This is a genomic window from Curtobacterium pusillum (genome assembly GCF_013359865.1).
GTDB classification, from domain to species: domain Bacteria; phylum Actinomycetota; class Actinomycetes; order Actinomycetales; family Microbacteriaceae; genus Curtobacterium; species Curtobacterium pusillum.
The window spans coordinates 24476-48448 of record NZ_JABMCE010000045.1; the positions used below are offsets into that span (position 1 = coordinate 24476).

General features: G+C 71.0%; 16 protein-coding genes and 5 tRNA genes. 9 read left to right on the forward strand and 12 right to left on the reverse strand.

The features are described 5' to 3' along the window. Positions 1 to 3 precede the first annotated feature (3 nt). A complete protein-coding gene (csrA, locus tag HP507_RS01800) occupies positions 4 to 270 on the forward strand; it encodes a carbon storage regulator CsrA (RefSeq protein WP_175350166.1) in 267 nt (88 codons plus the stop codon). 12 nt (positions 271 to 282) lie between these two features. On the opposite strand, the gene HP507_RS01805 is transcribed toward csrA, so the two are convergent. Further along, positions 283 to 2373 (reverse strand): acyl-CoA dehydrogenase family protein, encoded by a 2091-nt coding sequence (locus tag HP507_RS01805; RefSeq protein ID WP_175350167.1) that lies wholly within the window; start codon positions 2371 to 2373, stop codon positions 283 to 285. Positions 2374 to 2588: 215 nt separating this feature from the next. Between HP507_RS01805 and HP507_RS01810 the strand changes: the two genes are divergently transcribed. Then, positions 2589 to 4055 (forward strand): peptide MFS transporter, encoded by a 1467-nt coding sequence (locus tag HP507_RS01810; RefSeq protein ID WP_175350168.1) that lies wholly within the window; start codon positions 2589 to 2591, stop codon positions 4053 to 4055. A gap of 146 nt (positions 4056 to 4201) precedes the next feature. On the opposite strand, the gene HP507_RS01815 is transcribed toward HP507_RS01810, so the two are convergent. The 5 genes from HP507_RS01815 to HP507_RS01835 form a co-directional block, all read right to left on the reverse strand. Then, positions 4202 to 4510, reverse strand: a complete 309-nt coding sequence (locus HP507_RS01815) for a hypothetical protein (RefSeq protein WP_175350169.1) — start codon at positions 4508 to 4510, stop codon at positions 4202 to 4204. 49 nt (positions 4511 to 4559) lie between these two features. Continuing rightward, the gene (locus tag HP507_RS01820; RefSeq protein ID WP_175350170.1) at positions 4560 to 7940 is read right to left on the reverse strand and encodes an ATP-binding protein; all 3381 of its coding nucleotides are present in this window, start codon (positions 7938 to 7940) and stop codon (positions 4560 to 4562) included. After that, positions 7937 to 8755, reverse strand: coding sequence for a DUF4194 domain-containing protein (locus HP507_RS01825; protein ID WP_175350171.1), 819 nt, complete (start codon positions 8753 to 8755; stop codon positions 7937 to 7939). Before HP507_RS01825 ends, HP507_RS01820 begins: the two co-directional genes overlap by 4 nt. Further along, positions 8752 to 10287 (reverse strand): DUF3375 domain-containing protein, encoded by a 1536-nt coding sequence (locus HP507_RS01830; protein ID WP_175350172.1) that lies wholly within the window; start codon positions 10285 to 10287, stop codon positions 8752 to 8754. The genes HP507_RS01825 and HP507_RS01830 overlap by 4 nt, the downstream gene beginning before the upstream one ends. Positions 10288 to 10383: 96 nt before the next feature. Further along, a tRNA-Val gene (locus tag HP507_RS01835) sits at positions 10384 to 10456 on the reverse strand. Positions 10457 to 10682: 226 nt separating this feature from the next. Here HP507_RS01835 and HP507_RS01840 point away from each other — a divergent pair. The 3 genes from HP507_RS01840 (at position 10683) to HP507_RS01850 (ending at position 11022) form a co-directional block, all read left to right on the forward strand. Next, positions 10683 to 10754, forward strand: a tRNA-Gly gene (locus HP507_RS01840). An 82-nt stretch (positions 10755 to 10836) separates the two neighbouring features. Next, a tRNA-Cys gene (locus tag HP507_RS01845) sits at positions 10837 to 10907 on the forward strand. 40 nt (positions 10908 to 10947) lie between these two features. Then, positions 10948 to 11022: transfer RNA gene (locus tag HP507_RS01850), tRNA-Val, on the forward strand. A 108-nt stretch (positions 11023 to 11130) separates the two neighbouring features. On the opposite strand, the gene HP507_RS01855 is transcribed toward HP507_RS01850, so the two are convergent. The 3 genes from HP507_RS01855 to HP507_RS01865 all read right to left on the reverse strand — a co-directional run bounded on the left by HP507_RS01855 (position 11131) and on the right by HP507_RS01865 (position 18046). Further along, positions 11131 to 17202: a hypothetical protein gene (locus HP507_RS01855; RefSeq protein ID WP_175350173.1), complete on the reverse strand. Its 6072-nt coding sequence runs from the start codon at positions 17200 to 17202 to the stop codon at positions 11131 to 11133. Between the two features lie 247 nt (positions 17203 to 17449). Beyond that, the gene (locus tag HP507_RS01860) at positions 17450 to 17692 is read right to left on the reverse strand and encodes a hypothetical protein (RefSeq protein ID WP_175350174.1); all 243 of its coding nucleotides are present in this window, start codon (positions 17690 to 17692) and stop codon (positions 17450 to 17452) included. Between the two features lie 123 nt (positions 17693 to 17815). Continuing rightward, positions 17816 to 18046 (reverse strand): hypothetical protein, encoded by a 231-nt coding sequence (locus tag HP507_RS01865; RefSeq protein WP_175350175.1) that lies wholly within the window; start codon positions 18044 to 18046, stop codon positions 17816 to 17818. A 42-nt stretch (positions 18047 to 18088) separates the two neighbouring features. On the opposite strand from HP507_RS01865, the gene HP507_RS01870 reads away from it, so the two are divergent. The 4 genes from HP507_RS01870 to phoA all read left to right on the forward strand — a co-directional run bounded on the left by HP507_RS01870 (position 18089) and on the right by phoA (position 21276). Continuing rightward, positions 18089 to 18160, forward strand: a tRNA-Gly gene (locus HP507_RS01870). 106 nt (positions 18161 to 18266) lie between these two features. Further along, positions 18267 to 18689, forward strand: a complete 423-nt coding sequence (locus tag HP507_RS01875; RefSeq protein WP_175350176.1) for an SIP domain-containing protein — start codon at positions 18267 to 18269, stop codon at positions 18687 to 18689. Between the two features lie 121 nt (positions 18690 to 18810). Further along, positions 18811 to 19320, forward strand: coding sequence for a Dps family protein (locus HP507_RS01880; protein ID WP_217508385.1), 510 nt, complete (start codon positions 18811 to 18813; stop codon positions 19318 to 19320). Positions 19321 to 19584: 264 nt separating this feature from the next. After that, a complete protein-coding gene (gene phoA, locus HP507_RS01885) occupies positions 19585 to 21276 on the forward strand; it encodes an alkaline phosphatase (protein ID WP_175350177.1) in 1692 nt (563 codons plus the stop codon). Positions 21277 to 21350: 74 nt separating this feature from the next. Here the strand turns inward: phoA and HP507_RS01890 are convergent, their stop codons facing one another. From HP507_RS01890 to HP507_RS01900, 3 genes are read right to left on the reverse strand one after another with little or no spacing between them, the layout of a single operon-like run. Next, the gene (locus HP507_RS01890; RefSeq protein WP_175350178.1) at positions 21351 to 22013 is read right to left on the reverse strand and encodes a response regulator; all 663 of its coding nucleotides are present in this window, start codon (positions 22011 to 22013) and stop codon (positions 21351 to 21353) included. Continuing rightward, positions 22010 to 23245, reverse strand: a complete 1236-nt coding sequence (locus HP507_RS18090) for a sensor histidine kinase (protein WP_175350179.1) — start codon at positions 23243 to 23245, stop codon at positions 22010 to 22012. The genes HP507_RS01890 and HP507_RS18090 overlap by 4 nt, the downstream gene beginning before the upstream one ends. Beyond that, positions 23242 to 23937 carry a DedA family protein gene (locus tag HP507_RS01900; protein ID WP_175350180.1) on the reverse strand — a complete coding sequence of 232 codons (696 nt, stop codon included), beginning with the start codon at positions 23935 to 23937 and terminating at the stop codon, positions 23242 to 23244. The genes HP507_RS18090 and HP507_RS01900 overlap by 4 nt, the downstream gene beginning before the upstream one ends. Between the last annotated feature and the right edge of the window lie 36 nt (positions 23938 to 23973).

The following is a 23973-nucleotide window of genomic DNA, read 5'->3' on the forward strand; positions in this document are numbered from 1 at the left end:
CGGGTGCTGGTACTCACGCGGAAGGTCGGCGAGCGGATCCTCGTCGGTGACGACATCGTCATCACGGTGCTCGACAGCCGCGGGGACGGCGTGCGGATCGGCATCGATGCTCCCCGCGGGGTGAAGATCCAGCGCGAAGAGGTGGTGCGGGCCGTGACCGAGGCGAACGCCGAGGCCGCTGCTGCCGCTGCCGGATCGGGCGACGACGCCGAGGCGCGGTTGCGTCGGGCGCTCGGAGACCTCCCGGCCCGCGAGACGCCCGACGCCTGACGCTCGTCGCCGCTACGGGCGGGGCTTCTTCTCCTGCTCGGGCAGCCGACCGGCGGCGGCTTCGGCAGCGAACCAGGCGCGTGCCTCGTCCTGACGCGCCTGCTCCGCGCCGAGGGCGATGGGTGCGCGGACGTGGCCGGGCTCGTACCCGAACGAGTCGAGCAGCTGCGGGACGATCGGGCGGACACGTGCCACGAGCCGGTCGATGTACGCGGACACCGCCCGGGCACGCTGGGCGGTGATCCGCCCGTGCATGAGGTACCAGTCGAGGTGCTGCTCGAGGAGCCCGAGCGCGAACAGGTCGCGGAGCCACACGAGCACGCGGCGGGTGTCGCCCTCGGGTACCTCGTCGATCGCCTCGGTGAAGGCTTCCCACTGCATCAGCTCGGCATGGGCCTTCGCGGCCTCGATGAGTTCGTGCTGCGACCGGTTCAGGAGCAGCGCACCTCGAGCACGGTCCTTGCCGGCCGAGGCCAGGCGCATGCCGATCTCGGTGACCATCGTGTCGACGCGGCCGGCGAGCAGGTCGTGCTGCGTCTTCGCGTCCTGCAGGTCGGTCACGGACGCCGCGAGCGAGCCGCGGTCGGCGACCGCCTGCCCGATCCGCCGGATGCCCGTCGCGTCGGCGAGCTTCGTGGCTGCCTGGGACGCGACGAACTTCGCCGTCGAGGCGGTGTCCTTCGGGGCCTTCGCGCGGAAGTCGGTGAGCAGACGCTTCCCGACGAGCTGGAGCAGGACGGTGTTGTCGCCCTCGAACGTGACGTAGACGTCGAGGTCGGCGCGCAGGCCGGTGAGGCGGTTCTCCGCGAGGAAGCCGGCGCCGCCGCAGGCCTCACGGCACTCCTGCAGGGTGTCGAGGGCCGACCAGGTGGACATCGACTTGAAGGCCGCGGCCTGGGTCTCGAGGTCCTCTCGGCGCTGCGGGGTGTCCTCGCGTCCGCTGAACACGTCGTCGAAGGTGCGGAGGAGCTTCTCGTGCGCGAAGGACTGGGCGAAGACGGTCGCGAGCCGGGGGACGAGTCGGCGCTGGTGGCGGCCGTAGTCGAGCAGGACGCCCTCGGTGCCGTCGCCGGTGGGGAACTGCCGGCGCTGGGCGGCGTACGTCAGGGCGATCTGCAGACCGATCTTCTGGGCGACCACCGCGGCCCCGTCGAGGGACACCCGCCCCTGCACCAGCGTGCCGAGCATGGTGAAGAACCGACGGCCGGGGGAGGCGATCGGCGAGGAGTAGGTGCCGTCCTCGGCGACGTCGCCGTAGCGGTTGAGGAGGTTCGTGCGGGGCACCCGGACGTGGTCGAAGTGCAGACGCCCGTTGTCGACCCCGTTGAGGCCGCCCTTGTACCCGTCGTCCTCGCCGCCGACACCGGGCAGGAAGGCGCCCTCGTCGTCGCGGAGCGGGACGTAGAACGCGTGCACCCCGTGGTCGACGCCGTGCGTCACGAGCTTGGCGAACACGACGGCGGCCTTGCCGTGCAGGGCGGCGTTGCCGATGTAGTCCTTCCAGGCCCCGCGGAAGGGCGTGTGGATCTCGAACTCCTCGGTCGCGGGGTCGTACGTCGCCGTGGTGGCGATGCTCTGGACGTCGGACCCGTGGCCGGTCTCGGTCATCGCGAAGCAACCGGGAACGTCGAACGAGACGATGCCGGGCAGGAACTCGCGGTGGTTCCGTTCGGTGCCGAGGTGGTGCACGGCGGAACCGAACAGGCCCCACTGCACGCCGGCCTTGATCTGCATCGACGGGTCGGCGGTGGCCAGCTCCTCGAACGCGGCGAGGTTGCCACCGTGGTTGCTCTGGCCGCCGATCTCCTCCGGGTAGGGGCGTTGGATGGCACCGGCCTCGACGAGCAGACGGAGCTGGTCGAGCGTCCGGGCGCGGTGCTCGGCGGAGGGCATGCCCTCGATCTTGTGCATCGCCGGGTCGAGCGCCAGGCGACGGGAGGCGCGTCGGTCCTCCGCCCAGCGGCCGAGCAGGTGCTCGGCGAGCAGGTCCACGTCGATGCGGACGCCGGTGTCCGTCCCGCCCGCCGGCGTACCCGCGGCGGGGTCGCCCGAGGCGTCGGCCTTGGGGGTGTTCGTGCTGGGGACGGGTGCGGTGTCGACCATGGTCGGGAGTCCTCCTGAACTGCTCTGTCCGGTGTTGCAGAGACCACGCTATTGACCGTGCCCGTGGATCGCGTGAACGCCGTCCGGGCCGCACAACCGGGCGCCGCCGGGCGGCCGGGACCGTCGTGGGAACCCTCCAAAAGCGCTCGCGCGCAATACGTGAGCAGGGCTAGACGATTGGGCGCGCCCCGTACGCGCGGGGCAGACTGTCCGGCATGTCAGGTACCACCGCACCGGAACGCACGCCGGAGCACAAGCGCACCTTCTTCGGACAGCCCTTCGAGCTGTCGACGCCGTTCGCGGTCGAGCTCTGGGAGCGGTTCTCCTTCTACGGGATGCAGGGCATCGTCCTCATCTACATGTACTACACGCTCTCGCAGGGCGGCCTGGGGATCGACAAGGGCATCGCCAGCGGGATCATGGGGGCCTACGGCGGCGCCGTGTACCTCTTCACGATCATCGGCGCGTGGATCGCCGACCGGCTGCTCGGCGCCGACCGGACCCTGTTCGGCAGCGCGATCGTGGTCATGCTCGGACACATCGCCCTCGCGCTCATCCCGGGGGTGGCCGGCGTCGGCGTCGGCCTCGTGCTCATCGCGCTCGGCTCCGGCGGGCTCAAGGCGACGGCGACCACGATCGTCGGCGGGCTCTACAGTCGAGACGACCCGCGCCGTGACGCCGGGTTTTCGCTGTACTACCTCGGCGTGAACCTCGGAGCGTTCTTCGGTCCGCTCCTGACCGGGCTGCTGCAGTCCTCGCTGGGGTTCCACTACGGCTTCGGGTTGGCGGCCGTCGGCATGGCGGCCGGCCTGGTGCAGTACGCGATCCGGCGCCGCAAGCTGCCGGACTCGGTGCGGCGCGTCACGAACCCGGTCGATCGCCGCCGGCTGCCACTCATCGGCGTGCTCGTCGTCGTCGGCCTGATCATCATCGTCGTCGCGGTCCTCACCGGCCTGCTGAACGTGGAGAACCTGCCCACCGTCGTGGTCGCGATCGTCGTGCTCGCCACCGTCGGCTACTTCGTGGTGATCCTGACGAGCGGCATCACCGCGCAGGAGCGGTCCCGCGTGCTCGCGTTCATCCCGCTGTTCATCGGCAGCGCCGTCTTCTGGTCGCTCTACCAGCAGCAGTTCACGGTCGTGACCGTCTACTCCGACGAACGCCTCGACCGTTCGCTCTTCGGCTGGGAGATGCCCGTGTCGTGGGTGCAGTCGATCAACCCGGTGTTCATCATCGTCCTGTCCGGCGTCTTCGCCGCGATCTGGACCAAGCTCGGCGACCGCCAGCCCTCCACGCCGACGAAGTTCGCGATGGGCACCGGCATCATGGGCGTCGCGTTCCTGCTGTTCCTGCCGTTCGTCGGCACCGGGGAGAACGGCACGCCGCTGCTCGCCCTCGTCGGGATCCTGCTCGTCTTCACGATCGCCGAGCTCCTGCTCTCGCCGGTCGGGCAGTCGGTGGCGACGAAGCTCGCCCCGCCGAAGTTCCAGACGCAGATGGTCGCGCTGTTCTTCCTGTCGGTGTCGCTCGGCACAGCGGTCACCGGTGTCCTCTCGCAGTACTACGACCCGAAGAACGAGGCGCCGTACTTCGCCGTCCTCGGTCTCGCGGCGGTGGTCGTCGGCGTCGTGCTGCTCGCCCTGGCCAAGCCGGTCCTGAAGCTCATGCGCGGCATCCGCTAACCTGAGAACAGCCACACCGGCCCCGGAACCAAGGAGTCCCCAATGCTCGAACTCATCGCAGGCTTCATCATCGGCATCGGCGTGCTCGGCGGCGTAGGGGTCTGCATGGCCTTGGCCGCCATGATGAAGAGCGGTTCCGAGGAGTACTAGGCCTCGGTGTCCGGTGCCGGCTGGATCGGCACCAGCTGACGACTCAGGACGGTCGCGCGCTCGAACGGGCCGCGGCCGTCCTTCGTGTACACGGCGTCGTCGAACGCGACCGTCCACGACAAGGGTTCACCGACGCCCGGGAGACCGACGTGCTGGTTCCCGCCGGGCGCCACGATGACGCCGATCGGCTCGCCAGCCCAGCGCTCCCCGCCGCGGTCGGTGTCGACGACCTGCACGAGGGCTCCGATGCCGAGGCCAGGGTGGTCGCTCGGCTCGGGGCTGGGGGAGCGGCGGCGTCCGAACACGCGCCAACCGTACCGTGCCCGGCCGGCGCCCGCCCGTCGGCAGCGGGTCTCAGGCGCCGGGGGCGGCGACGCGCGCGATCTCGGTGATCGACGAGTGCCCGGTCTCCGGGTGCTTCCGCATCGACAGCAGGCGTTCCATCGACGGCTCGAGCGCGGTCACCTTGTCGAGCGGCGCGCTCACCACGAGCTGGAACCCGAGCCGGAGCCACGCCGTCACGGCACGCCCGGCGAACTCCGAGTCCGCCTTGATGAACGCCTCGTCGAGGAACACCGGTGCGAACCGCGGTCGGGGCCGGGTCTCGTCGCCGAGCTGGTAGCGCAACGCGGCTCCGACGATGAACGCCACGAGCTCCTGCGTCTCGCCGCCGGACTTGTCGCCGAGTGACGAGTACACGCCGAGGTCGTTGCCGTCGGTGTCGTACCGGACGGCGGTGATCTCCATGTGGCGCCGGACGTCGAGCACGGCGTCCCGCTGCGTGGTCCGACCGCGCGGCGAATCGCTGTCGGGACGGATGACGGCCATGAAGCGCCGGAGTCGGCGGAACCGGGTCTCCAGCACGTCGTCGGTCAGCTCCGTGTCCACCGACGCGGAGAGTGCCCGTAACTCGCGGCGGAAGGCGGTGACGTCCTCACGGGTCACCCGGCGGATCTGGATCTTCAAGCGGTCCCGGTTCGCGCCGAACGGCAGCTCGCGCAGGATCTCGTTGACCGGTTCGAGGCGCTCCTCGATCTCCACGACGGCGCGGTCGAACGCGCCCGCGAGCGGCACGAGGTCCTCGCCGCTCCACTGCGACAGCCGCCGGCGCCACTCGCTGCGCCGCGCGTGCAGGCCGGTCGCGAGGATCTGGTCGAGGATGGCCCGGTAGTCGGGGTACGAGGCGACACCGGTGCCGAGGTTCGGATCGGGCCAGGCGTCCTGGTACCGCTGGAACGTCAGGGTGAGGGCGTTCGAGGCCGAGGCCGCGCCGTCGAGCGCCTGCGACAGCCGCTCCTCGAGCCGGCGCCGGAGCCGCCTGGTCGCGTCGTCGAAGCCGTCGACGCCGTCGGGCGCCCCGACCTCCTCGAAGGTCTCGGCGAGCAGCTGCTCCTGCCGCTCGTCCGGCACGCTGTCCGGGGAGGACTCGAACCGCTCGAGGATCTCGGCGGCGGCGTCCTGCCCGTCGACGAGCACGGCGTGGCGCTCCTCGAGCCGGGCGACGGAGTGCCGTGCGGCGGCGCGGCGGTCGGCGGCCTCGTCGAGGGACTTCCGGAGCCGCGCCACGGACTCGCGCAGGGTCCGGAGCCCGTCGTCGGCGGCGAGCAGCGCGTGGCGCTCCTCGTCGAGTCGTGCCAGCGACGCCTCGAGCCCCTCCACGTCGACGGCGTCCCAGGTGACGTCGACCACGTGCTGGTGCGCCGCCCGGAGGGTGTCGAGCGCAGCGATGTCCTGCGCGACGTCGGTGCGCCGGGCTTCGAGCGCGGCGAGGTCCTGTGCGATGGACTCCAGTTCGTCCGAGACCGAGGCCATCCGCGCCTCGTTCGTGAAGCCGATGACGTTCGACTGCCGCCGGTCCCCGTGCGCACCTCGACGGCCGTCGCGGAGCTGACCGGAGAGCGTCACGCGACGACCGGCACCGCCGAGTTCGTCCGCGGAGTCCACGCAGCGGGCGTCGGTGCGGTCGGACTCGATGCGCTCCCGGACCCAGGTGCTGAACGGCGACGACTTGATCGCGAGCTTGCCGGAGACCATCGAGGGGTCGCCGTCGAGATCGAGGTGCGGCCCGGTCGGGACGCCCTCGAACTGCACGCGGACCGGCAGCCGCACGCCGTCGATCGCCCTGCTGAACGACTCGAGGCGGTCCTGGTCGACCAGCAGCGTCCGGGCGAGGGGTGCCAGGACCGACTCGATCGCGGTGCGCCAAGGCTCCTCGCCGGGCAGGACGTCGAGCAGTTCCGCGACGAACGGCAGTTCCGACGGGTCGATGCCGGCCGCTCGCGCCATGGCGAGCCGGGCCTCGTGCATCGGCAGTGGCATGGCGCCCTGCCGGTGCTCGAGCGACTGCCGCTCCTGGCGGAGGGATCGTTCCCGGTCGAGGAGCGGGTACTCCTCGCGCGTCAGGGCGTCCCGGCGTTCGTCGAGTGCGGTGCGCTGCGTGGTGTAGGTGCCGAGGAACTCGTGGGCGGTGCGCTGCGCCGCGGTGAAGTCGGACTCGGAGGACACGGACACGCCGAGCACGGCCGTCCGCTCGTCGAAGGTCGCGCGGGTCCGCACGACGGCGTCGCGTTCCCGGGTCCGGCGCTCGATGCGGTCCTCGAGCTGTGCGAGGGCGTTGCCGCCCTGGTCGCGGAGGCGGGCCTCGGCGTCGCGGAGTTCGACCTCGACCGCCGCGTGACGCGCTGACGCGGCCTCGACCTCGGCGCGCGATGCCGTCCGCTCGCGGCCGTTGCGCTCCACCTCGGCGTCCAACAGGGCGCGCTTGCGGGTCGCCGTCCAGTGCGCGAACGGCGAGACCTCGGCGCCGGTGGCGATGCCGTCGAGCGCCTCCGCCGCGGCGCGCGAGCGCTCGATCTCCTCGTGCAGCTCGGTGATGGGGGAGAGGATGCGGACCTTCCGCTCCTCGGTGTCCATCGCCTCGTACGCCTCGTCGAGGGCGGAGAAGTGCGCGAGGGCACGGTCGGCCGCCTCGTACGTCCCCGGTGTCTCGAGGACGAGCGACTTGTACAGCGCGTCGACGGTCGGCAGGTGCTGCCCGGCCTGGATGCGCGCGAGGAGGCGCATCGCCCGGTTGCCGCCACCGGAGTCCCCGATGCCGAGCCTGGTCTGCAGCGTGTACGCGAGTTCCTGGTACGTGTCGCGGATGACGAGCCCGGGCACACGTCCGGTGAGCTCGAGGTGGTGGAACCGCGTCGGCACGAACTCCTCGAGCCGGCGCAGGTCGAAGGTGTCGTCCACCGTCGCCATCGTCATCTGGATGTCGCCGACGCCACGCGCACGCCGCGGCACGATGTAGGCGCGCAGCACCGTGAAGCGGCGCTCGTCGTCGTTCCGGAACGTGACCGCGACGGCGCCCCACGTGGTCTGGTCGTCACCGCGGAGGGTGACGTCGCGAAGCGCCCCGGACTCCGGGTCGCGACGGGTGTCGACCTTGCCGCGGAGGTACGTCAGCAGGTTGCGCTGGTCCGCGCTCCGTGCGCGCCCGGTCGTCGCGTCGTTCGAGGCCCCGTTGAACGGCACGTCGGACGGCATCATGACGGCGAGGTACGCGTCCATGAGCGTCGACTTGCCGGTGCCGGAAGCACCGGAGATGAGCGTCGCCGTGCCGGACAGCTCGACCTGTCGGTGTCCGTGGAAGCCGCCCCAGTTCACGACCTGCATGGACTCGGCGCGCCACTGCGCCACCGTGTCGAACAGGGCCGTCATCCCGAAGGCGTCGGTCGCGGTGTCGGTCATGCTTCCGTCTCGCCTTCGTCGTCGGTGTCGGTGTCGCTGTCGCTGTCGTCGCTCGGGAGGGACGGATCGTCCCCGTCGGTGTCCTCGCCGTTCGGGGTGGTCGCGTCATCGTTCGTGGTCGCCTCCGCCTGCGCGGCGGCGTTCCGCAGCCACGCGTCGAGTTCGAGCAGACGCTCGAGCGGGAGCAGCACCTCGACGACGCTCGCGACCCGGAAGCGGTCCGGGTCTGTCGTCCTCAGCAGGATGCGGGCGGTCACGAGGCGCTCGATGGCCTTCGCCACGCGGCCCTCGTCTCGCGTGCGGTCGGTCGCCGTCGCGGGCCGGAAGCCGGCGACGTGCCCGAGGATCTCGGAGCGGTCGACCACGACCTGGTCCGGACCGGGACGGGTGTCCGCGCGCAGGCGCATCCGGAGGTAGACGAGGACGATGGTCTCCTCGCGCGTGTACGGGACGTCGCGCAGCAGCGTCGGGAAGCCGCGGCGCTGGCTCTCCGAACGGGCCTGGCGCTTCCAGGCGACCTCGCGGTCGCGGTCGACGTGCAGTTCGAGGAACAGGTCGTTGAGGCGCGAGCGCAGCTGGTACTCGGCGTCGAGCACCGCCCGCCACTCGTCGGGGTGCGTGCGCGCGCTCACGTACGGGTTGCGGAGCAGCGCGACGAGCGCGCGGCGCTGGCGGTCGTCGAGCCGGCCCTCGTCGCCCTCGAAGAGGGCGAAGCTCGTCTCGTCGCGCTCGTCGCGCTCGTCGTCCTGCGGGACGGCTGCGGGGTCGTCGTAGGGGACCGTCTCGTCGACCGGTGCCGGTGTCGTGTCGCTCACCGCGCCTCCTGTGCGTGTTCGTCGTGCGTCGTGTCGGGCGTGACCGGACGGTGCTCGTCGGTGAGCGCCGCGGTCGGCATGTGGAAGGCGACCGGACTGCCGTCAGGGCGTACCGTGCGGTGCTCGGCCACGTGCGCTGCGGACTCGAAGTCCTCGTGCCCGGTGAGCAGGTGGGCCAGACCGAACAGCTCGACCGGGCGGCGCTGCGAGGGCGGGAGCTCGTGGAAGGCGTCCACGCTCGAGTCCCCGGCGGCGAAACGCAGGGCGGCGCGGAGCTCGGTGAGCAGGGGACCGCCGTGGCGCCGGAGCGTCTCGACGTCGAGCTCGTCGAAGACCTCGTCGTCGGGCTCCTCGATCGGCGGCGGGACGGACTCGGCGTCCGGGTCGTAGAAGCGTTCGCGGAGCGTGCCGACCTCGGCCGTCGCGGGGAGCAGCCCGAGCGGCAGGCGGTCCCGCGCTGAGCCCCGGTCCATCCACGTCGCGAGGCCCCGGTTGATCGACCGGATGACGGCGTCGAGCTCGCGGTCGCGGACGACGTCGTGAGCGACGATCTGGTCGCGGAGCGTCGCGGTGAGCTGCCGGCGCTGCGCGAGCACGTCCTCGATGCCCTGGCGGAGGATGCTCACCGTGTTCCGGAAGGCCCGGCGCTCGCCCGCCCCGAGGGACTCGGCGAACGGGTGGGCCAGGATCGTCGCGATGTCGTCCCGGAGCCGCAGGAGCAGGGCGTCGTCACGGAGGAGCTCGAAGGCCCCCTCGAAGGCGCGGCCCTCGGGCGTGGCCTCCATCAGGTTGTCCGTGCGCGCGAGGTAGTCGTCGAGGATCTCGCCGATCGGACGGACCTCTTGTCGGAAGTCCTCGACGATGGAGCGGTGCATCGTCGCCACCGCTTCCTCGACGCGCTTGAAGTCGCTCGGGAGCTGCCGGATCAGGTCGGAGATGTTCGTGTAACCGTCGCGCATCCGGGCGTCGTCCACGGTGTCGACCCCGCCGTGTTCGAGTCGCTCGCGCTCGGCCTGCAGCTCGGCGATCTGCGCGTCGATGCGGCGGATCTGCACGTCGGGGTCCGGCTCCGCTCGGGCGGCCCAGCGGTGGACGGCGTCGACGATCATCGCGAGGCGGCTCTCGCTGATGAGGGCGCGGTCGGCCGAGAGGGCGTCGACGAGGGACAGGGCCTCGAGCGCGTGGCTCGTGAGGGAGTACTGCTCGTCGCCGTCCGGCGAGTTCGAACGGACGAGCCACTGGGCGCCGACCCACTCGCGGCAGAGGGCACGGCCGTTCGGTCGGCTGTCGTCCGCGCCGGCCTCGCCGTTCTGTTCGCTCGCCGGCACGCGCGCACCGGTGGCCTGCAGCCGGGCGACGTGCTCCTCGACCTGCAGGTGCATGCGGTCCGCGGGGACGTACTGCACGTCACGGTCGAACACCGTGCGGAACACGGCGAGCACGGTGGCGCTGGTCGGGCGGGACATGAGCCGCAGGGTCGGACGGTCGAGGACCGCCCGGACCCGGGCGAACTCGAGGTCGACGTCGGTCATGTGCCCCTTCGTCCGGTCCGGTGACTGTTGCGCGCGGTGGCTGCCGCACGAGATGCGAAGAGCCCGACGCTGTTGCGCCGGGCTCTTCGTGGTGGGTGGGCGATACCAGACTCGAACTGATGACCTCTTCGGTGTGAACGAAGCGCGCTACCAACTGCGCCAATCGCCCCTGCACTGTGCGTGCCAGTCGATAGTAGCGGAAGTCTCGTGGTCCCACGAACACGAGCCGCGCCCCGGGTGTGGCGTGCCCCGATCGGTGCGTTCCGCGGCGCCGTGGACCCCACGCGATCGGCATGAACACGGGGGACACGCCCGGTGAACGAGAAGGATTTTGGTGGAAGCCCCCGGGTTCGTATAGAGTTTACGTCGTCGCCGCGACAGCGGGTCTGACAAATGCGGATGTGGCGCAGTGGTAGCGCATCACCTTGCCAAGGTGAGGGTCGCGAGTTCGAATCTCGTCATCCGCTCGAGTGTGGGTCTCTCCGGAGTCCTACGACTCACCAGAGGGTATCCCACCGTTCGGGTACTCACGGAGACGTGAACCTCGATGGTGGGGTGGCCGAGAGGCTAGGCAGCGGCCTGCAAAGCCGTCCACGCGGGTTCGAATCCCGTCCCCACCTCAAGACTCTGCACGGACCTCGGTCCACGCAGGGACGCTCTGGGCGATTGGCGCAGCGGTAGCGCGCTTCCCTGACACGGAAGAGGTCACTGGTTCGATCCCAGTATCGCCCACCACGAAGAAGTCCCCGGGCCGGCCCATCTGGGCCGCCGGGGGCTTTCGTCGTTCCCGATGCGAGGAACCCGAGCCCTCAGCAGGCCGGCGCGGGCTCGGCACGATGCCGATCACTTCTCCCGACTCCGGATCCGTCGGAGGCGCCGGTGGGCTCCTTGTGCCAGGAGGAGTGCACCACCCGCCACCAGCGCGAGCGATCCGCTGATGACGAGCGGGACCAGGTTGGCTCCTGTGAAGGCCAGACCAGCGGCCGCGGGGCCGGTTCCGGAGTCTCCCGCGGTGGCGCCTGACGCAGAGCTGCCGTCGTCCGTTGAGCTGCTGGTCGTGTGGCGGTTGGTGATGGTGCAGGTGACCTCGTCGCCGTTGTGGAGCGCGAGCGTGTCGCCGATCGGCGTTGCGCCGACGCACCGCCAGCCCTCAGAGGTGTATCCGGTGGTGGCCTGGCCGTCCACCGGAGCTTCAGCGAGCGTGTAGCGACCGGGCTGGAGCGGAGCATTGGTGATGTCCGCATCGCCGCTGGTGCCGGAGATCGTGGTGGGTCCGGTGGCGGAGAGCCGCCACGAGGTGGGACGGGCGGTTCCTCCGACGACGCGTTTGATGAGGGTGAGTTGTGCCGGGTCGAACGTGTTGGTGATCTCGCAGCGCACGTCCGCGCCGCGGGGCACGGTCACCGCTTCGCCCTCGAGGTTCCCGCCGGTGCAGTTCCAGTTTCCGGCGGTGTACTCGTCGAGCGGCGCTCCTGATCGGTTCGCGGTCTCCTTGAGCGTGTAGCTGCCAGCGAGCACGGCGGCCTGGGTGACGGAGCGCTGACCGCTGGTGCCGCTGATCCGCGTTCCGCCGTCGTCGGGGGTGGCGGAGAGCGTCCAGTCGCTCGGCGCGGCGGTGCCGCCGACGACGTTCTTGGTGAGGGTCAGTGAGCCACCGGTCCAGTCGTTCGTGATGGTGCAGACCACGTCGAGGTCGGCGGGGTCGAGCTGGATGCGGGCCTGACCCGAGCCCGTCTGGACCGGCGTGTTCGCGGAGCCGGTGCACGTCCACTCGCCGGCGGCGTAGCCGGTGGTGTCGGCTCCGGCGTCGGTCGGCGCCTCGGAGAGGTTGTACGTGCCCTCGCCGACGGCGACGTCAGTGACGCTCGGGTCCCGGGTGACGCCGAGTCCGGCGGGTCGCCCTGCAGAACCCTGGAACCGGAGTGTCCAGTCGTCCGTCGAGGGGAGGGGACCTCCATCCACGATTTTGCGCAGTGTCAGGTGCGGCGGATCGAAGAGGTTGCTGAGGGTGCATGTCACGTCGGCGCCGGAGTCGAGGGTGATCGTTCCGGTTCCAGGAGTACCGCCGACGAATCTGAAGGAGCCGACGGGGGAACCCGTGCAGGACCAGTGTCCGGCCTTGTAGCCGGGGTCGACGGCGGTGTTCGGGGCCTCGGAGAGGCCGTAGCTGCCGCTTCCGACGTAGCCATTTCCGGTACCGGACACATCGAGTCGATCGTTCGTGTCCTTCACGGCCGAGAGCGTCCAGTCGGATGCTGTGCCCGGGGTCGCGGGCTCGAGTCCACCGTTGTCGACGTCCTTGACCAGGGTGAGGTGGGCGCCGGTCCAGGTGTTCGTGATCGTGCAGGTGACGTCCGTGTCCGCCGAGGTGAGCAGGAGGGTCGCAGTGCCGTCAGCGGTTCGGTCGGGCTCCTCGGTCGCGCCGGTGCAGCGCCACGTTCCCGCCCGGTAGTCGGCTCGAGTCGTCTCGCTGAGCGTGACGGTGCCGGTCCCGGCCGCGGCATCGGTGACGGCGGCAGCACCGGTCACGCCGGATCCGGAACGGCCGGTTCCGGGGTTGGTGAAGCGGAGGGGCCAATCCGTGGACGTGGGGTACGGGCCACCGCCGATCACGGTCTTCTTCAGTGTGATGTGCGGTGGGAGGAAACGGTTGACGATGGTGCAGGTGATGTCCGCGTCTGCGCCGGCGGAGACCGTCAGCCGAGCATCCGTGGGGTCGAACGTCGTGCCGGACGGGGTCGTGCACGACCAGTCGCCGGCCACGTAGTCGGGGTTCACGGTGCTGCCTTCGGCCACTGCTTCGGACAGCACGTAGTCCCCGGGCGGCACCGTTCGACGGACGAGCGCGGTGCTGTCGCCGGGGCCGGTGACGATGGTCCCTGCGGCGGTACCGCTCCCGGTCGCCGTCAGGGTCCAGTCGTGCGTTGTACCCGGCTCGCTCGGGGCGGGTCCGCCGTCGTCGACGACCTTGACGAGTGTCAGCGCGCTGCCGACCCAGGTGTTCGTGATCGTGCAGTGGACGTCGGCGTCGGAGCGCGTCAGGTCGACGGTGGCGACCCCTTCGGCGGCCTGCGCGACCGGAATCGTCCCTGTTGCACCTGTGCAGGCCCAGTCGCCGGAGCGGTAGCCGGGTCGTGGTGTCTCGCCGAGCTGCACCGTGCCGCTCCCGACGGCCGCATCGGTGACCGAGGCCGTGCCGGTCACCCCGGTGCCGGAACGGCCGGTGCCCGGGTTCGTGAAGCTCAGCGGCCAGTTCGCCGGGGCTGCCTCCGGGCCGCCACCGCTGACGATCTTCGTGAGCGTGAGATGTGGGGGGAGGAACCGGTTGACGACCGTGCAGGTCACGTCCGCATTCGCGCCGGTCGCGAATCGCAGCGTGCTGTCGGACGGGTCGAAGCTGACACCCGCTGGCGTCGTGCAGACCCAGTCGCCGTTCACGTAGTCGGCGTTGACGGTGCTTCCCGCGGTGAGGACCTCGGAGAGCGCGTAGCTCCCCGGGGGTACCTGCTGCCGCACGATGCTCTGACTGTCACCGGGTCCGGTCACGGTGGTGTCGTCGCCGGTCGCCGTGAGCGTCCAGTCGTGGGACGTTCCCGGCTCTGTGGGAGCGGGGCCACCGTTGTCGACGGTCTTGACGAGGGTGAGCGTGCTCCCGGTCCAGGTGTTGGTCACGGTGCAGACGACGTCGAGATCGGAGGAGGTGAGGGCCAGGTCAGCGGTGCCGTCACCGTGATCGCGCACCGTGCCACCGGAGCACTCCCACGCTCCCGTCTGGTACCCCTTCGTCGAGGCCGTCGGGTCGGCGGTCGCCTCGCTCAGTGTGTAGTCGCCCGAGCCCACGGCGACGCCCGTGATGTTCGCGTCCCCGGTGACCCCGGTGGCGTCCTTCGTCGCACCCTGGAAGGACAGGTCCCAGTCCGCAGAACGGCCGAGGGGGCCGCCACCCTTGACGACCTTGCGCAGCGTGAGGTGCGGTGGGGCGAACAGGTTGACGAGGGTGCAGGTCACGTCCGCGCCGGGATCGATCTGCACGGTGCCCGTGCCGGGTGAGCCGGTGTCCAGGGTGAAGCCGTTGCCGCTACAGGTCCATTCCGCGGCGTGGTAGTCCCCGGAGACGGGGCCGCCGGTGAGGGCTTCGGAGAGGTCGTAGCTGCCGGACGGCACGAAGGACGGGCCGGACCCGCCGGCGCCGGACAGCGTCACCGGCCCTGCGGCGGTCAGGGTCCAGTCCTCGGGCGTGCCGGGAGGCGTCGGCGTCCCACCCCCGTCGGAGACCTGCTTGACGAGTGTCAAGGTGCCGCCGGCCCACGTGTTCGTGATCGTGCACGTCGCGTCCTGACCTCCGGACAGCGTCAGAGAAGACCCGTCGAGCGTGCCGTCGGTGCATGACCAGGACCCGGCGGCGTACCCGCGTGTGGCGTCCGAGGAACCGCTGACCGCGGCCTCGCTGAGCTCGTAGCTGCCGGCGTCGACGGAGACGTCGGTGATCGAACGGTCACCGGTCACCCCCGTGACCGGTGCTCCGGGCCCATCGGCCGACAGGCGCCAGTCGTTCGCCGACGCGGGACCGCCGTCGACGTGCTTCACGAGCGTCAACGTCGGACGTACGAAGGTGTTCGTGGCGGTGCAGACCATGTCCTGGCCCACGTCGAGCACGGCGACCGTCCCGTTCCAGCTCGTGCCACCCACGCAACTCCAGCTGGACTCGTACCCGGTCGGGCCGTCCTCGGTGAAGACGTAGTCGCCGGGCGCGGTCGTCACGTCGGTGACGGCGGGGTCACCGCTGGGTCCGGACAGCGCCGCATCGCCCGGTCCGCGGGCCTTGAGCGTGAAGTCGGAGACCTCGGCGGTGCCGCCACCGCTGTTGTCCAGGTCCTTCACCAGGGTGAGGGTCGGTGGGATCGCACGGTTGGTCACCGTACAGGTGACGTCGGTGCTCGCCGGGACGGAGATCCGGTCGCCGGTGACCGTTGCGCCGACGCACTGGTAGCCCGCGAGCCGGTACCCGGATGGCCCGTCGGTCTCACTGAGGATGTAGTCGCCGGGTGCGATGGGCACGTCGCTGATCCCGTCCTGTCCGTTGCCGCTGAGCGCCTCCGGGCCGTCCGGCGTCGCTGCGGGCGTCACGGCGAGCGTCCACTCGGACGGCGTGTGCGAGCCGAACGGGCTGTTGACCACCTGCTTGTGGAACGTCATCTCCGAGCCGGTCCACTTGTTGCTCACCGTGCAGATGACCTGCATGCCCTCCGTGATGGCCACGACATCGGGATGCCCCGCGGCATCCGCTCCCGTCAGCGCCAGCGTCCCGCTGTTCGCGTCGGTGCAGGACCAGCCCTCGGACCGGTACCTGGCGAAGTACCCGTCGGGATCGGCTCGGCCCGGCCCCTCACCGAGTGTGTAGCTACCCGGACGTACGAATGCGTACGTCACGGTGCTGATGCCGGTCCGGCCGGCGATCGTCACGGGGCCGACGGCGGAGAGCCCCCATGCGGTTCTCGTGAACGGCCCACCGCCCGTGTTGTCGACCTGTTTCACCAACGTCAGCTGCGTCGCCGTCGGCTCGCGGCTGTTCGTGATCGTGCAGGTGACGTTCGCGGCGGCGCCGACAGACACCGAACGGACCGGGGCGTCACTTCCCGTGCAGACGTAGCCGTCGCTCGTGTACCCCTCGGACGGACCCGACTCGCTGAGCCCGTAATCACCGGTGGGGACCGGAACGGTCGTGACGGCGCTCGACCCGGTCGTGCCTGAGACGGAGGTGCCCGACGCGATCCCGCTGCCCGTCGCGGTGAGCGTCCACGAGCTCGCCGCCTGGCTGCTGTTCTCGACCTTCTTGACGAGGGTGAGCCAACCGCCGGTGAACGTGTTCGTGATCGTGCACGTGACGTCAGCGCCTGCGGCCAGGTTCACATGCGTGGCGTCCGTGCTGTTGATGGTCCCCGACGACGCCGCGCATGACCAGCCGGAGTTCGAGTACCCGGCCGGGCCGTTCTCACTGAGCGCGTAGTCCACGTCCGGCTGCGCCAGCACGTTGGACACCTGGTTCGAACCCGTCGCGCCGGAGATCGGCGTCCCGGTCGGCGGTGCGGCCGTGAGGGTGAAGTCGGATGCGGAGGCAACCGCGGGATTGCCGGTTCCTGGTGATCGCACGACCTTCACCAGCGTCAGATGCGCATCCGTCGCCGTCGCCGTGTTCGTGATCGTGCACGTCACCGCCTGGCCGAGTGCGATCGTCACCTGGTTGCTCCCGCTGACGGGCAGACTCCCGCTGCCGCCGGAACCGTCCGTGTACGTGCACGTCCACGGACTCGCGGTGTAACCGCCTCCGCCCGCGGGCCCCCCACTCTCGGACAACGTGTACGGTCCCGAGTTCACCCGGACCGGCTGGTTCGTCACCTGCCCTGAGTTCCCGGGTCCGCTGATGTTGGACGGTCCCTGTGCTGTCAGCGTCCACATCGCCGCGGAAGCGCTGCCACCTTCGACGACCTTGCGCAGCGTGAGCGTGGAGGTCACGGCCACGTTCGTGATCGTGCAGGTGAGGTTCTGCCCCTCCGCAAGCGAGATGGTGGGCGTCGGATCGGTGTACACGGTGCCGCCGCAGTTCCAGTCCCGGAACCGGTAGCCCGCCGGCGTGTTCGCTTTGGACACTTCGGAGATGCGATAGCTGCCGGTGGGGATCGTCCGGGTCTGGAATCCGTTCAGTCCGTCTCCCTGGAAGGCCTGCCCGGTCGCGACGTCGACGGCTCGGACGTCCCACTTGCTCCGGTCGCCCTCGCTCGATCCCGTGTTCAGGTTCTCGATCGCCTTGTACAGCGACAACGTTCCTGTACCCGCGGCATCAGCCGGCGCGGCCGTCGCCAGGCTGAGAGCGGCGAGCAGTCCGGCGACCAGGGACGCCGCGCACGCTGTGGCCATCCAGCGTCGAAGAGAGCGGCGAGACATCGGGAAGCACTCCCTTGAACCCGTGCCGCCCGGATACCCGACAACTGTCGAGCCGCAGTGGTCCGTGAGCGACCGCGACCGAATGAATCGAAAGGATGATTCGCGCTCAGACTAAGTCGAGGCATAGTCGATGGCAAGGCGTCGGTTCACCGTACGGCACTCGTCGCGGCCTTCCGAGCGGCCGCGGAGAAGCAACCGGGCGCAGATGGCACGTACGCCGTCACGAACGGTCGGATGACACGGTCAGCCAGCGCACCCAGGCCTGGAGCTGCGCCTGCGCGCTCTCCAGGCTCGTGTGGAACCCGCTCACGTCGTGGTCCGCCGACCGGACGACGTACCGCGACCCGAACTCGACCGTGCCGATCACGACGGACCCCCACCGTGCCTCCCAGTTCCGGGTGTCGACGACCACCCACCGGACCTGCTCGGTCTCGGACTGGTCAACTCGGAGGAGGGACGTCATGGTGCTTCCGTCGGCTTCGGACGATGAGATCGTTCCGGCGGCCGGGGACTCGGGTCACCGCGCTCGACGGTAGTCCGGGTCGGCTGGACACGCACGGACACCCAGGTGCACCTCGGGCGCTGGTCACGGCCCGGTGGTGGTCCCGGGCTCGGCCACCGGCCGGTAGACGGCGATCGGGGGCGCCTGGTCGTCCCCGTCGTGGGCCTCTCCGGACGCGAGCCAGGTGCGGCCCTCGTACTCGATCGTCGTCGGGAGGTCGCCGTGCACGAGGATGCGCACCGCGGGGTCGTCGCCGTCGACGAGGTCGACGCCGTGGGCCTCCGTGCCGCCGGGGGAGTCGTGGACGTAGCTCATGGTCCGATCGAACGCCCCCGGCCTGGTAGAGTTCCCCCGTACGCGGATGTGGCGCAGTGGTAGCGCATCACCTTGCCAAGGTGAGGGTCGCGAGTTCGAATCTCGTCATCCGCTCGGAACAAGGCGGCGAGCCCCGGTCATCACGACCGGGGCTCGCGTCGTTCCACAGAGCCGGTGCAGTGCTCTTGTGATGAGGTAAGGCTTGCCTTACCGTTGCCGTATGGCACGGACCCGTCGACAGCCCAGCGCACGCATCCTCCTCGCCGGCGGCGTCGACGACCTCCCCGAGATCACGCGGATGCTCGAGGAGCTGCCCGAGAACGCCTACGGCCAGGTCTTCGTCGAGGCCGCGCTCGAGGAGCAGGTCCGCCTGCTGCCGGCGCCGCCGCGCGTGACGGTCACGTGGCTGCTCAGGAGCGCCCGGGCGTCGGCCGTCTCGCCGCTCGTGTTCGCCGACCACGGCGAAGCGCTCGCACATGCCGTGACGGGGTGGGCGGCGGAGTGGTGCGTCGCCGGCTGCGAGCCGCGCACGACCGTCTGGATCGGCTGCGCGGACAGCCCCTGGGTGGAGCGCGCGCGTTCCGCCGTGCAGATCGAACTCGCCGACGCCGGCCAGCAGGTCCAGGTCGAGTACGGCGGGTAAGGTCAGCCTCCGCTTCCTTGCGGCATGCAAAAGAAGCGGGCATGGTTGGGGTCATCGGATGCACCGAGCAGGTCAGGACAGGCCCAGCGGAGCGGTGTAGCCACGAGGTAGGAGGAAGCACATGACCACGCAGAGCACCACGCAGAGCAGCACCACGACCACCACGTCCCCGTTCTCGACGACGCCGGAGCTCGCCGCCGGGGTGGCGCAGTTCCTCGCCCCCGTCGTGATCGACCTCGAAGCCCTCGTCGTCAACGGCAAGCAGGCGCACTGGCACGTCCGCGGCCGCAACTTCGTCGGTGTCCACGAGCTCCTCGACACCATCGTCGAGCACGCTCAGGAGTGGGCCGACCTCGCCGCGGAGCGCATCGTCGCCCTCGGGTTGCCGGTCGACTCGCGCATCTCGACCGTGGCCGCGAACACCACGATCCCGCCGCTGTCGGAGGGCTTCCAGAACTCGGACGTGACGATCACCGAGGTCATCGCCGAGATCGATGCCGCCCTGCTGCAGGTCCGCCGGGCGGTCGAGGGGCTCGACGAGGTCGACCTCAACAGCCAGGACATCGTCATCGAGATCGAGCGCGGCCTCACGAAGGACCGCTGGTTCCTGCAGGCGCACCTCGCCGCCTGACGCGACCATCCGCTGACCGGAGGCGCGGTGCCAGTCGGCACCGCGCCTCCAGTCCGTCTGCGGTCCGGTCCACGGCGTGGCGCCGCAGCTCCCGTGCGTGCATTCCGACGTCGCACCGGTCGATCGACGCGTGTGGTGTCGAGCGATGCCCGCGCAACGACCCCGGCGTTCACCCACTCGCCCCGGCTCGTTCACCCGCCTGTACCCACGCACAGGTCATCCTCGGATGGCACCCGTTCGGGGCACAGACGAGGGGAACACGCAATGCAGCACACTCCGCAGCGCCGCCACCGCGCAGCGCTCGCACTCGGCGCCGCGCTCATCGCCGGCGCCATCGCACTGCCGGGCACGGCCGAGGCCGTCGGGCAGCTCGCACTGAACCAGCACGGCGGCGCACAGCGTCACCAGGGCGACCAGACCCGGTCGATCCAGCAGGCGATCGAGAAGGCCGGCGCGAAGAACGTCATCCTGCTCATAGGCGACGGGATGGGCGACTCCGAGATCACCATCGCACGCAACTACCAGTACGGCGCTGCCGGGCGACTCCCCGGACTCGACGCGCTCCCGCTCACCGGGTCGTACACGACGTACTCGCTCTACAAGGACGGCGCCGACAAGGGCAAGCCCGACTACGTCACCGACTCCGCCGCGTCCGGGAGCGCCTGGGCCACCGGCACGAAGACGTACGACGGTGCGATCTCCGTCGACATCGACGGGAAGCCGCAGCAGACGCTCCTCGAACTCGCGAAGGCGAACGGACTGCGCACGGGCGACGTCTCGACCGCCGAGATCCAGGACGCCACCCCGGCGGTCCAGGTCGCCCACGTCGGCGCCCGCTCCTGCTACGGCCCGGACACCGCGTCCTGCGGCACGGACGCGCTGCAGAACGGCGGTCTCGGATCGATCAGCGAGCAGCTCCTCAACACCCGTCCGGACGTCACCCTCGGCGGCGGCTCGGCGAGCTTCGAGCAGACCGCGAAGGCCGGCCAGTGGCAGGGTTCGACGCTGTTCGACCAGGCCGAGCAGCGTGGCTACCAGGTGGTCTCCGACGCCGACGGCCTCGCCGCGGTGCGCCGAGCGGACCAGACGAAACCGGTCCTCGGCCTGTTCACCCCGGGCAACTTCCCGACCCGCTACGCACCCACCACGGCGACCGTCGGCGGGGCCGACGAGGCACCGGTGCAGTGCACGCCGAACCCCGCACGCCTGTCGACCGGTCTGTCGCTGCGGTCACTCACGGACAAGTCCATCGACCTGCTGAACCGCGACCGGGGCAAGTCCGGCAAGGGCTTCTTCCTCCAGGTGGAGGGCGCGAGCATCGACAAGCAGGACCACGCCGCCGACGCCTGCGGCCAGATCGGCGAGACGATCGACTTCGACGAGGCGGTGCAGTCCGCGCTCGCGTTCGCGAAGAAGGACGGCAACACGCTCGTCATCGCGACGGCCGACCACGCCCACTCGAGCCAGATCGTGGACAGCACGCCGCCGACCTCCCTGTCGACCGCGCTCCGCACCGCCGACGGCACCACGATGAAGGTCTCCTACGGCACCGCGGCGGCCGGTGGCTCGCAACAGCACACCGGCACGCAGGTCCGCATCGCGGCGTACGGCCCGGGTGCAGCGAACGTCGTCGGACTCTCCGACCAGTCGGACACGTTCTTCACGATCCGCGATGGTCTGCAGCTCGACGAGGACCTCGCCGCACTGTCCCGCGGCGCACGCATCGACCTCTCCGTCGGGGCGCCGCGTCCGAACCAGCGCGTCACGCTCACCGGTTCGCGCTTCGCCGGTGACCGCCAGGTCCGCGTGCAGGTCGGTTCGACGGACCTCGGAACGGTCGACGTGATCGACGGCGCCGCCACGGTGCAGTGGCGGGCCGTGCAGGGCAGCACGACGGTGTCCTTCACCGGCGTGCAGTCCGGTCAGCAGGCGTCGAAGCAGGTCCGCGTCCGCTAGTCACGATCGTGCGGTGTGTCGCACGGCCCGGCCGCCAGCCGCCGCCGTGCGGCACACCGTCGGTGTTCCGGGCGTCAGCCCGCCGGGGTCACCAGGCCGATCTCGTACGCCAGCACCACCGCGTGCACCCGGTCCCGAAGCTGCAGCTTCGCCAGGATCCGGCCGACGTGCGTCTTCACGGTCTGCTCCGCGATGAAGAGGTCACCGGCGATCTCGACGTTCGAGCGACCCCGGGCGACGAGCAGGAACACGTCGCGCTCGCGCTCGGTCAGGACGTCGAGCACCTCCGTCCGCGGTGCGGCCGGCGGCGGACCGGAGACGAACGCCTCCACCAGGTGCCGGGTCACGCGCGGCGCGAGGAGCGAATCGCCCTCCGCCACCGTCCGGACCGCCTGCACGAGCTCGTCGGCGCTGGCGTCCTTGAGCAGGAAGCCGCTCGCCCCGGCGCGCAGCGCGTCGAACACGTAGTCGTCGATGTCGAACGTCGTCAGCATCACCACCCGCACGGGGTGGTCGGCTGGCGCGGCCGTGATGCGCCGGGTCGCCTCGATGCCGTCGAGCTCCGGCATGCGCACGTCCATCAGGATGACGTCCGGTCGCAGGCGCAGGGCCTCGACGACGGCGTCGGCGCCGTTCACGGCTTCGCCCACGACCTCGACGTCGTCCTGGGCCTGGAGGATCGCCCGCAGTCCCACGCGGAACATCTGCTGGTCGTCCACCACCATCACACGCGTCATCGGCTTCCTCCGTCGGCCGCCGGTCCCCGGGTGGGCATCGCCGGCTGGGTGGGCAGGGTGACGGCGACACGGAAGCCGCCGTCCAGGGCCGGCCCGTGGTCGATCGTGCCGCCGAGCGCAGCGACCCGTTCGCGCATGCCCGCGAGGCCGAAGCCGCCGTCGTCCGGGGGAGCGGCAGGGACGGTGCCGGCCGGTGACGCGCCGTTGACGACCTCGACCGCGAGGGCCGGCCCGCTCGTGGCGACCGTCACGACGGTGGACGCACCGGGCGCGTGCCGGGCCACGTTGCCGAGCGCCTCCTGCACGATCCGGTAGACGGTGAGCTGCGCGAGCCGATCGACGTCGTCGTCCGCGTCGAGCCGGAGCTCCACCGGGATGCCGGCGGCGCGCGTGGCCTCGACGAGTGCGGACAGGTCGGCGAGCCGGGGCTGCGGCGCACGCTCCGCACCGTCGTCACCGCGGAGGGTGCCGAGCAGCTGCCGCATCTCGCGGAGCGCCGTGCGGGACGTCTCCGCGATCGCCGCGAACTCGGCCCGGGCCGCGGGCGGGAGGTCGGTGACGCGGTACGGCGCGGACTCGGCCTGCATGTGCACGACGGACATGCTGTGCGCGACGACGTCGTGCAGCTCGCGGGCGATCCGGGAGCGCTCCTCGACCGAGCGGCGGCGGGCCTGCTCGAGTTCGGCGTCACGGCGGGCCTCGGCGAGCTCCTCGCGGATCGAGCCACGCTGCCCGATCACGATCGCGGCCGCGGCGAGGATGAGGGTGTCGCCCGCGGTCACCACGAAGCTCGTCGCCCAGACGTCCGCCTGACCCCAGCGGCCGGGCGTCACCGCGACGAGCACGAGGGTGAGGACGGCCGCGGCGGCCCAGACACCCGCGGTCGTGCGCCAGGTCGAGCGCACACCGAGGACGACGAGCAGGACACTCAGGCCGATGACGCCGGTGACGGGCACGGGCCACGGGCCGGTGGTGCTCGGTGCGGTCGCCAGCCCGAGAGCGGCGAGACCGGCGAGGTGTGCGATCGACGACGACCGGGGGAACAGCGGGGCGAGGCCGATGCTCAGCGAGAGCACCGCGGACACGAGCATGGCGAGGGGGACCGGAACCTCGTAGAGGACCGCGGTCACGGGGGCGGCGACCGTGAAGAGCGTCACCGCGACGACGACGAGGCCGATCCGGACGGCGAGGAGCATCCAGGACGGCCGCGGCGGCGTCGGCGTGCTGGTCACGGTCGGGCGGTCTCTCCGGTGGGGACGATGCGGGGCGCGGGACGGGGTGCGGTCGCGGTGTCCGCGACCGCCGCGGCGCGGGCTGCCGCGCGGGCGTCCCGCCTGCGGTTGACTCTACCGATGACCCGGTCGACGACGACTCCGAGGCCGGCGGCGACCACCATCGAGACGAGCGCTGCCACGACCGGCTCGTGCAGGACGCTCGACGCCGCGAGTGCGATGCCGATCGAGGTCGCCGCCCACGCCAGACCGGCGAGCGAGCTGATCGCGAGGAACCGACGGTAGGGCAGGCGCGTCGCGCCCGCGGTCGTGTTCACCGCGACCCGCCCGACCGGGACGTACCGGCCGACGAGGATGAGGCTCGCGGACCGGCGGCGCATCTGGCGCTCGGCGAACGCGAACGCCGCGGCGATCCGCGGGCGCTTCGACCCGGCCAGCCGGTCGAGGCCGGTGCGCCGCCCGATCCAGTAGGCGACCGAGTCGCCCGCGATCGCTCCGAGTGCGGCGGCGACGAGCACCCCGGCGACGACCGGCTCGCCGGAGGTCGCGGCGACCGCGGCGATCGCCACCAGGGCGGACTCGCTCGGCACCGGCGGGAAGAAGCCGTCGACGAAGCACAGGGCGAAGAGCACGACGAACACGAGCGGGCTCGCGGCCAGCTCGACGACGAACGGGGTGATCTGCTCGAACACGGGTGGCTCCCTCCGCCGACGGACCTCGTCGACCGT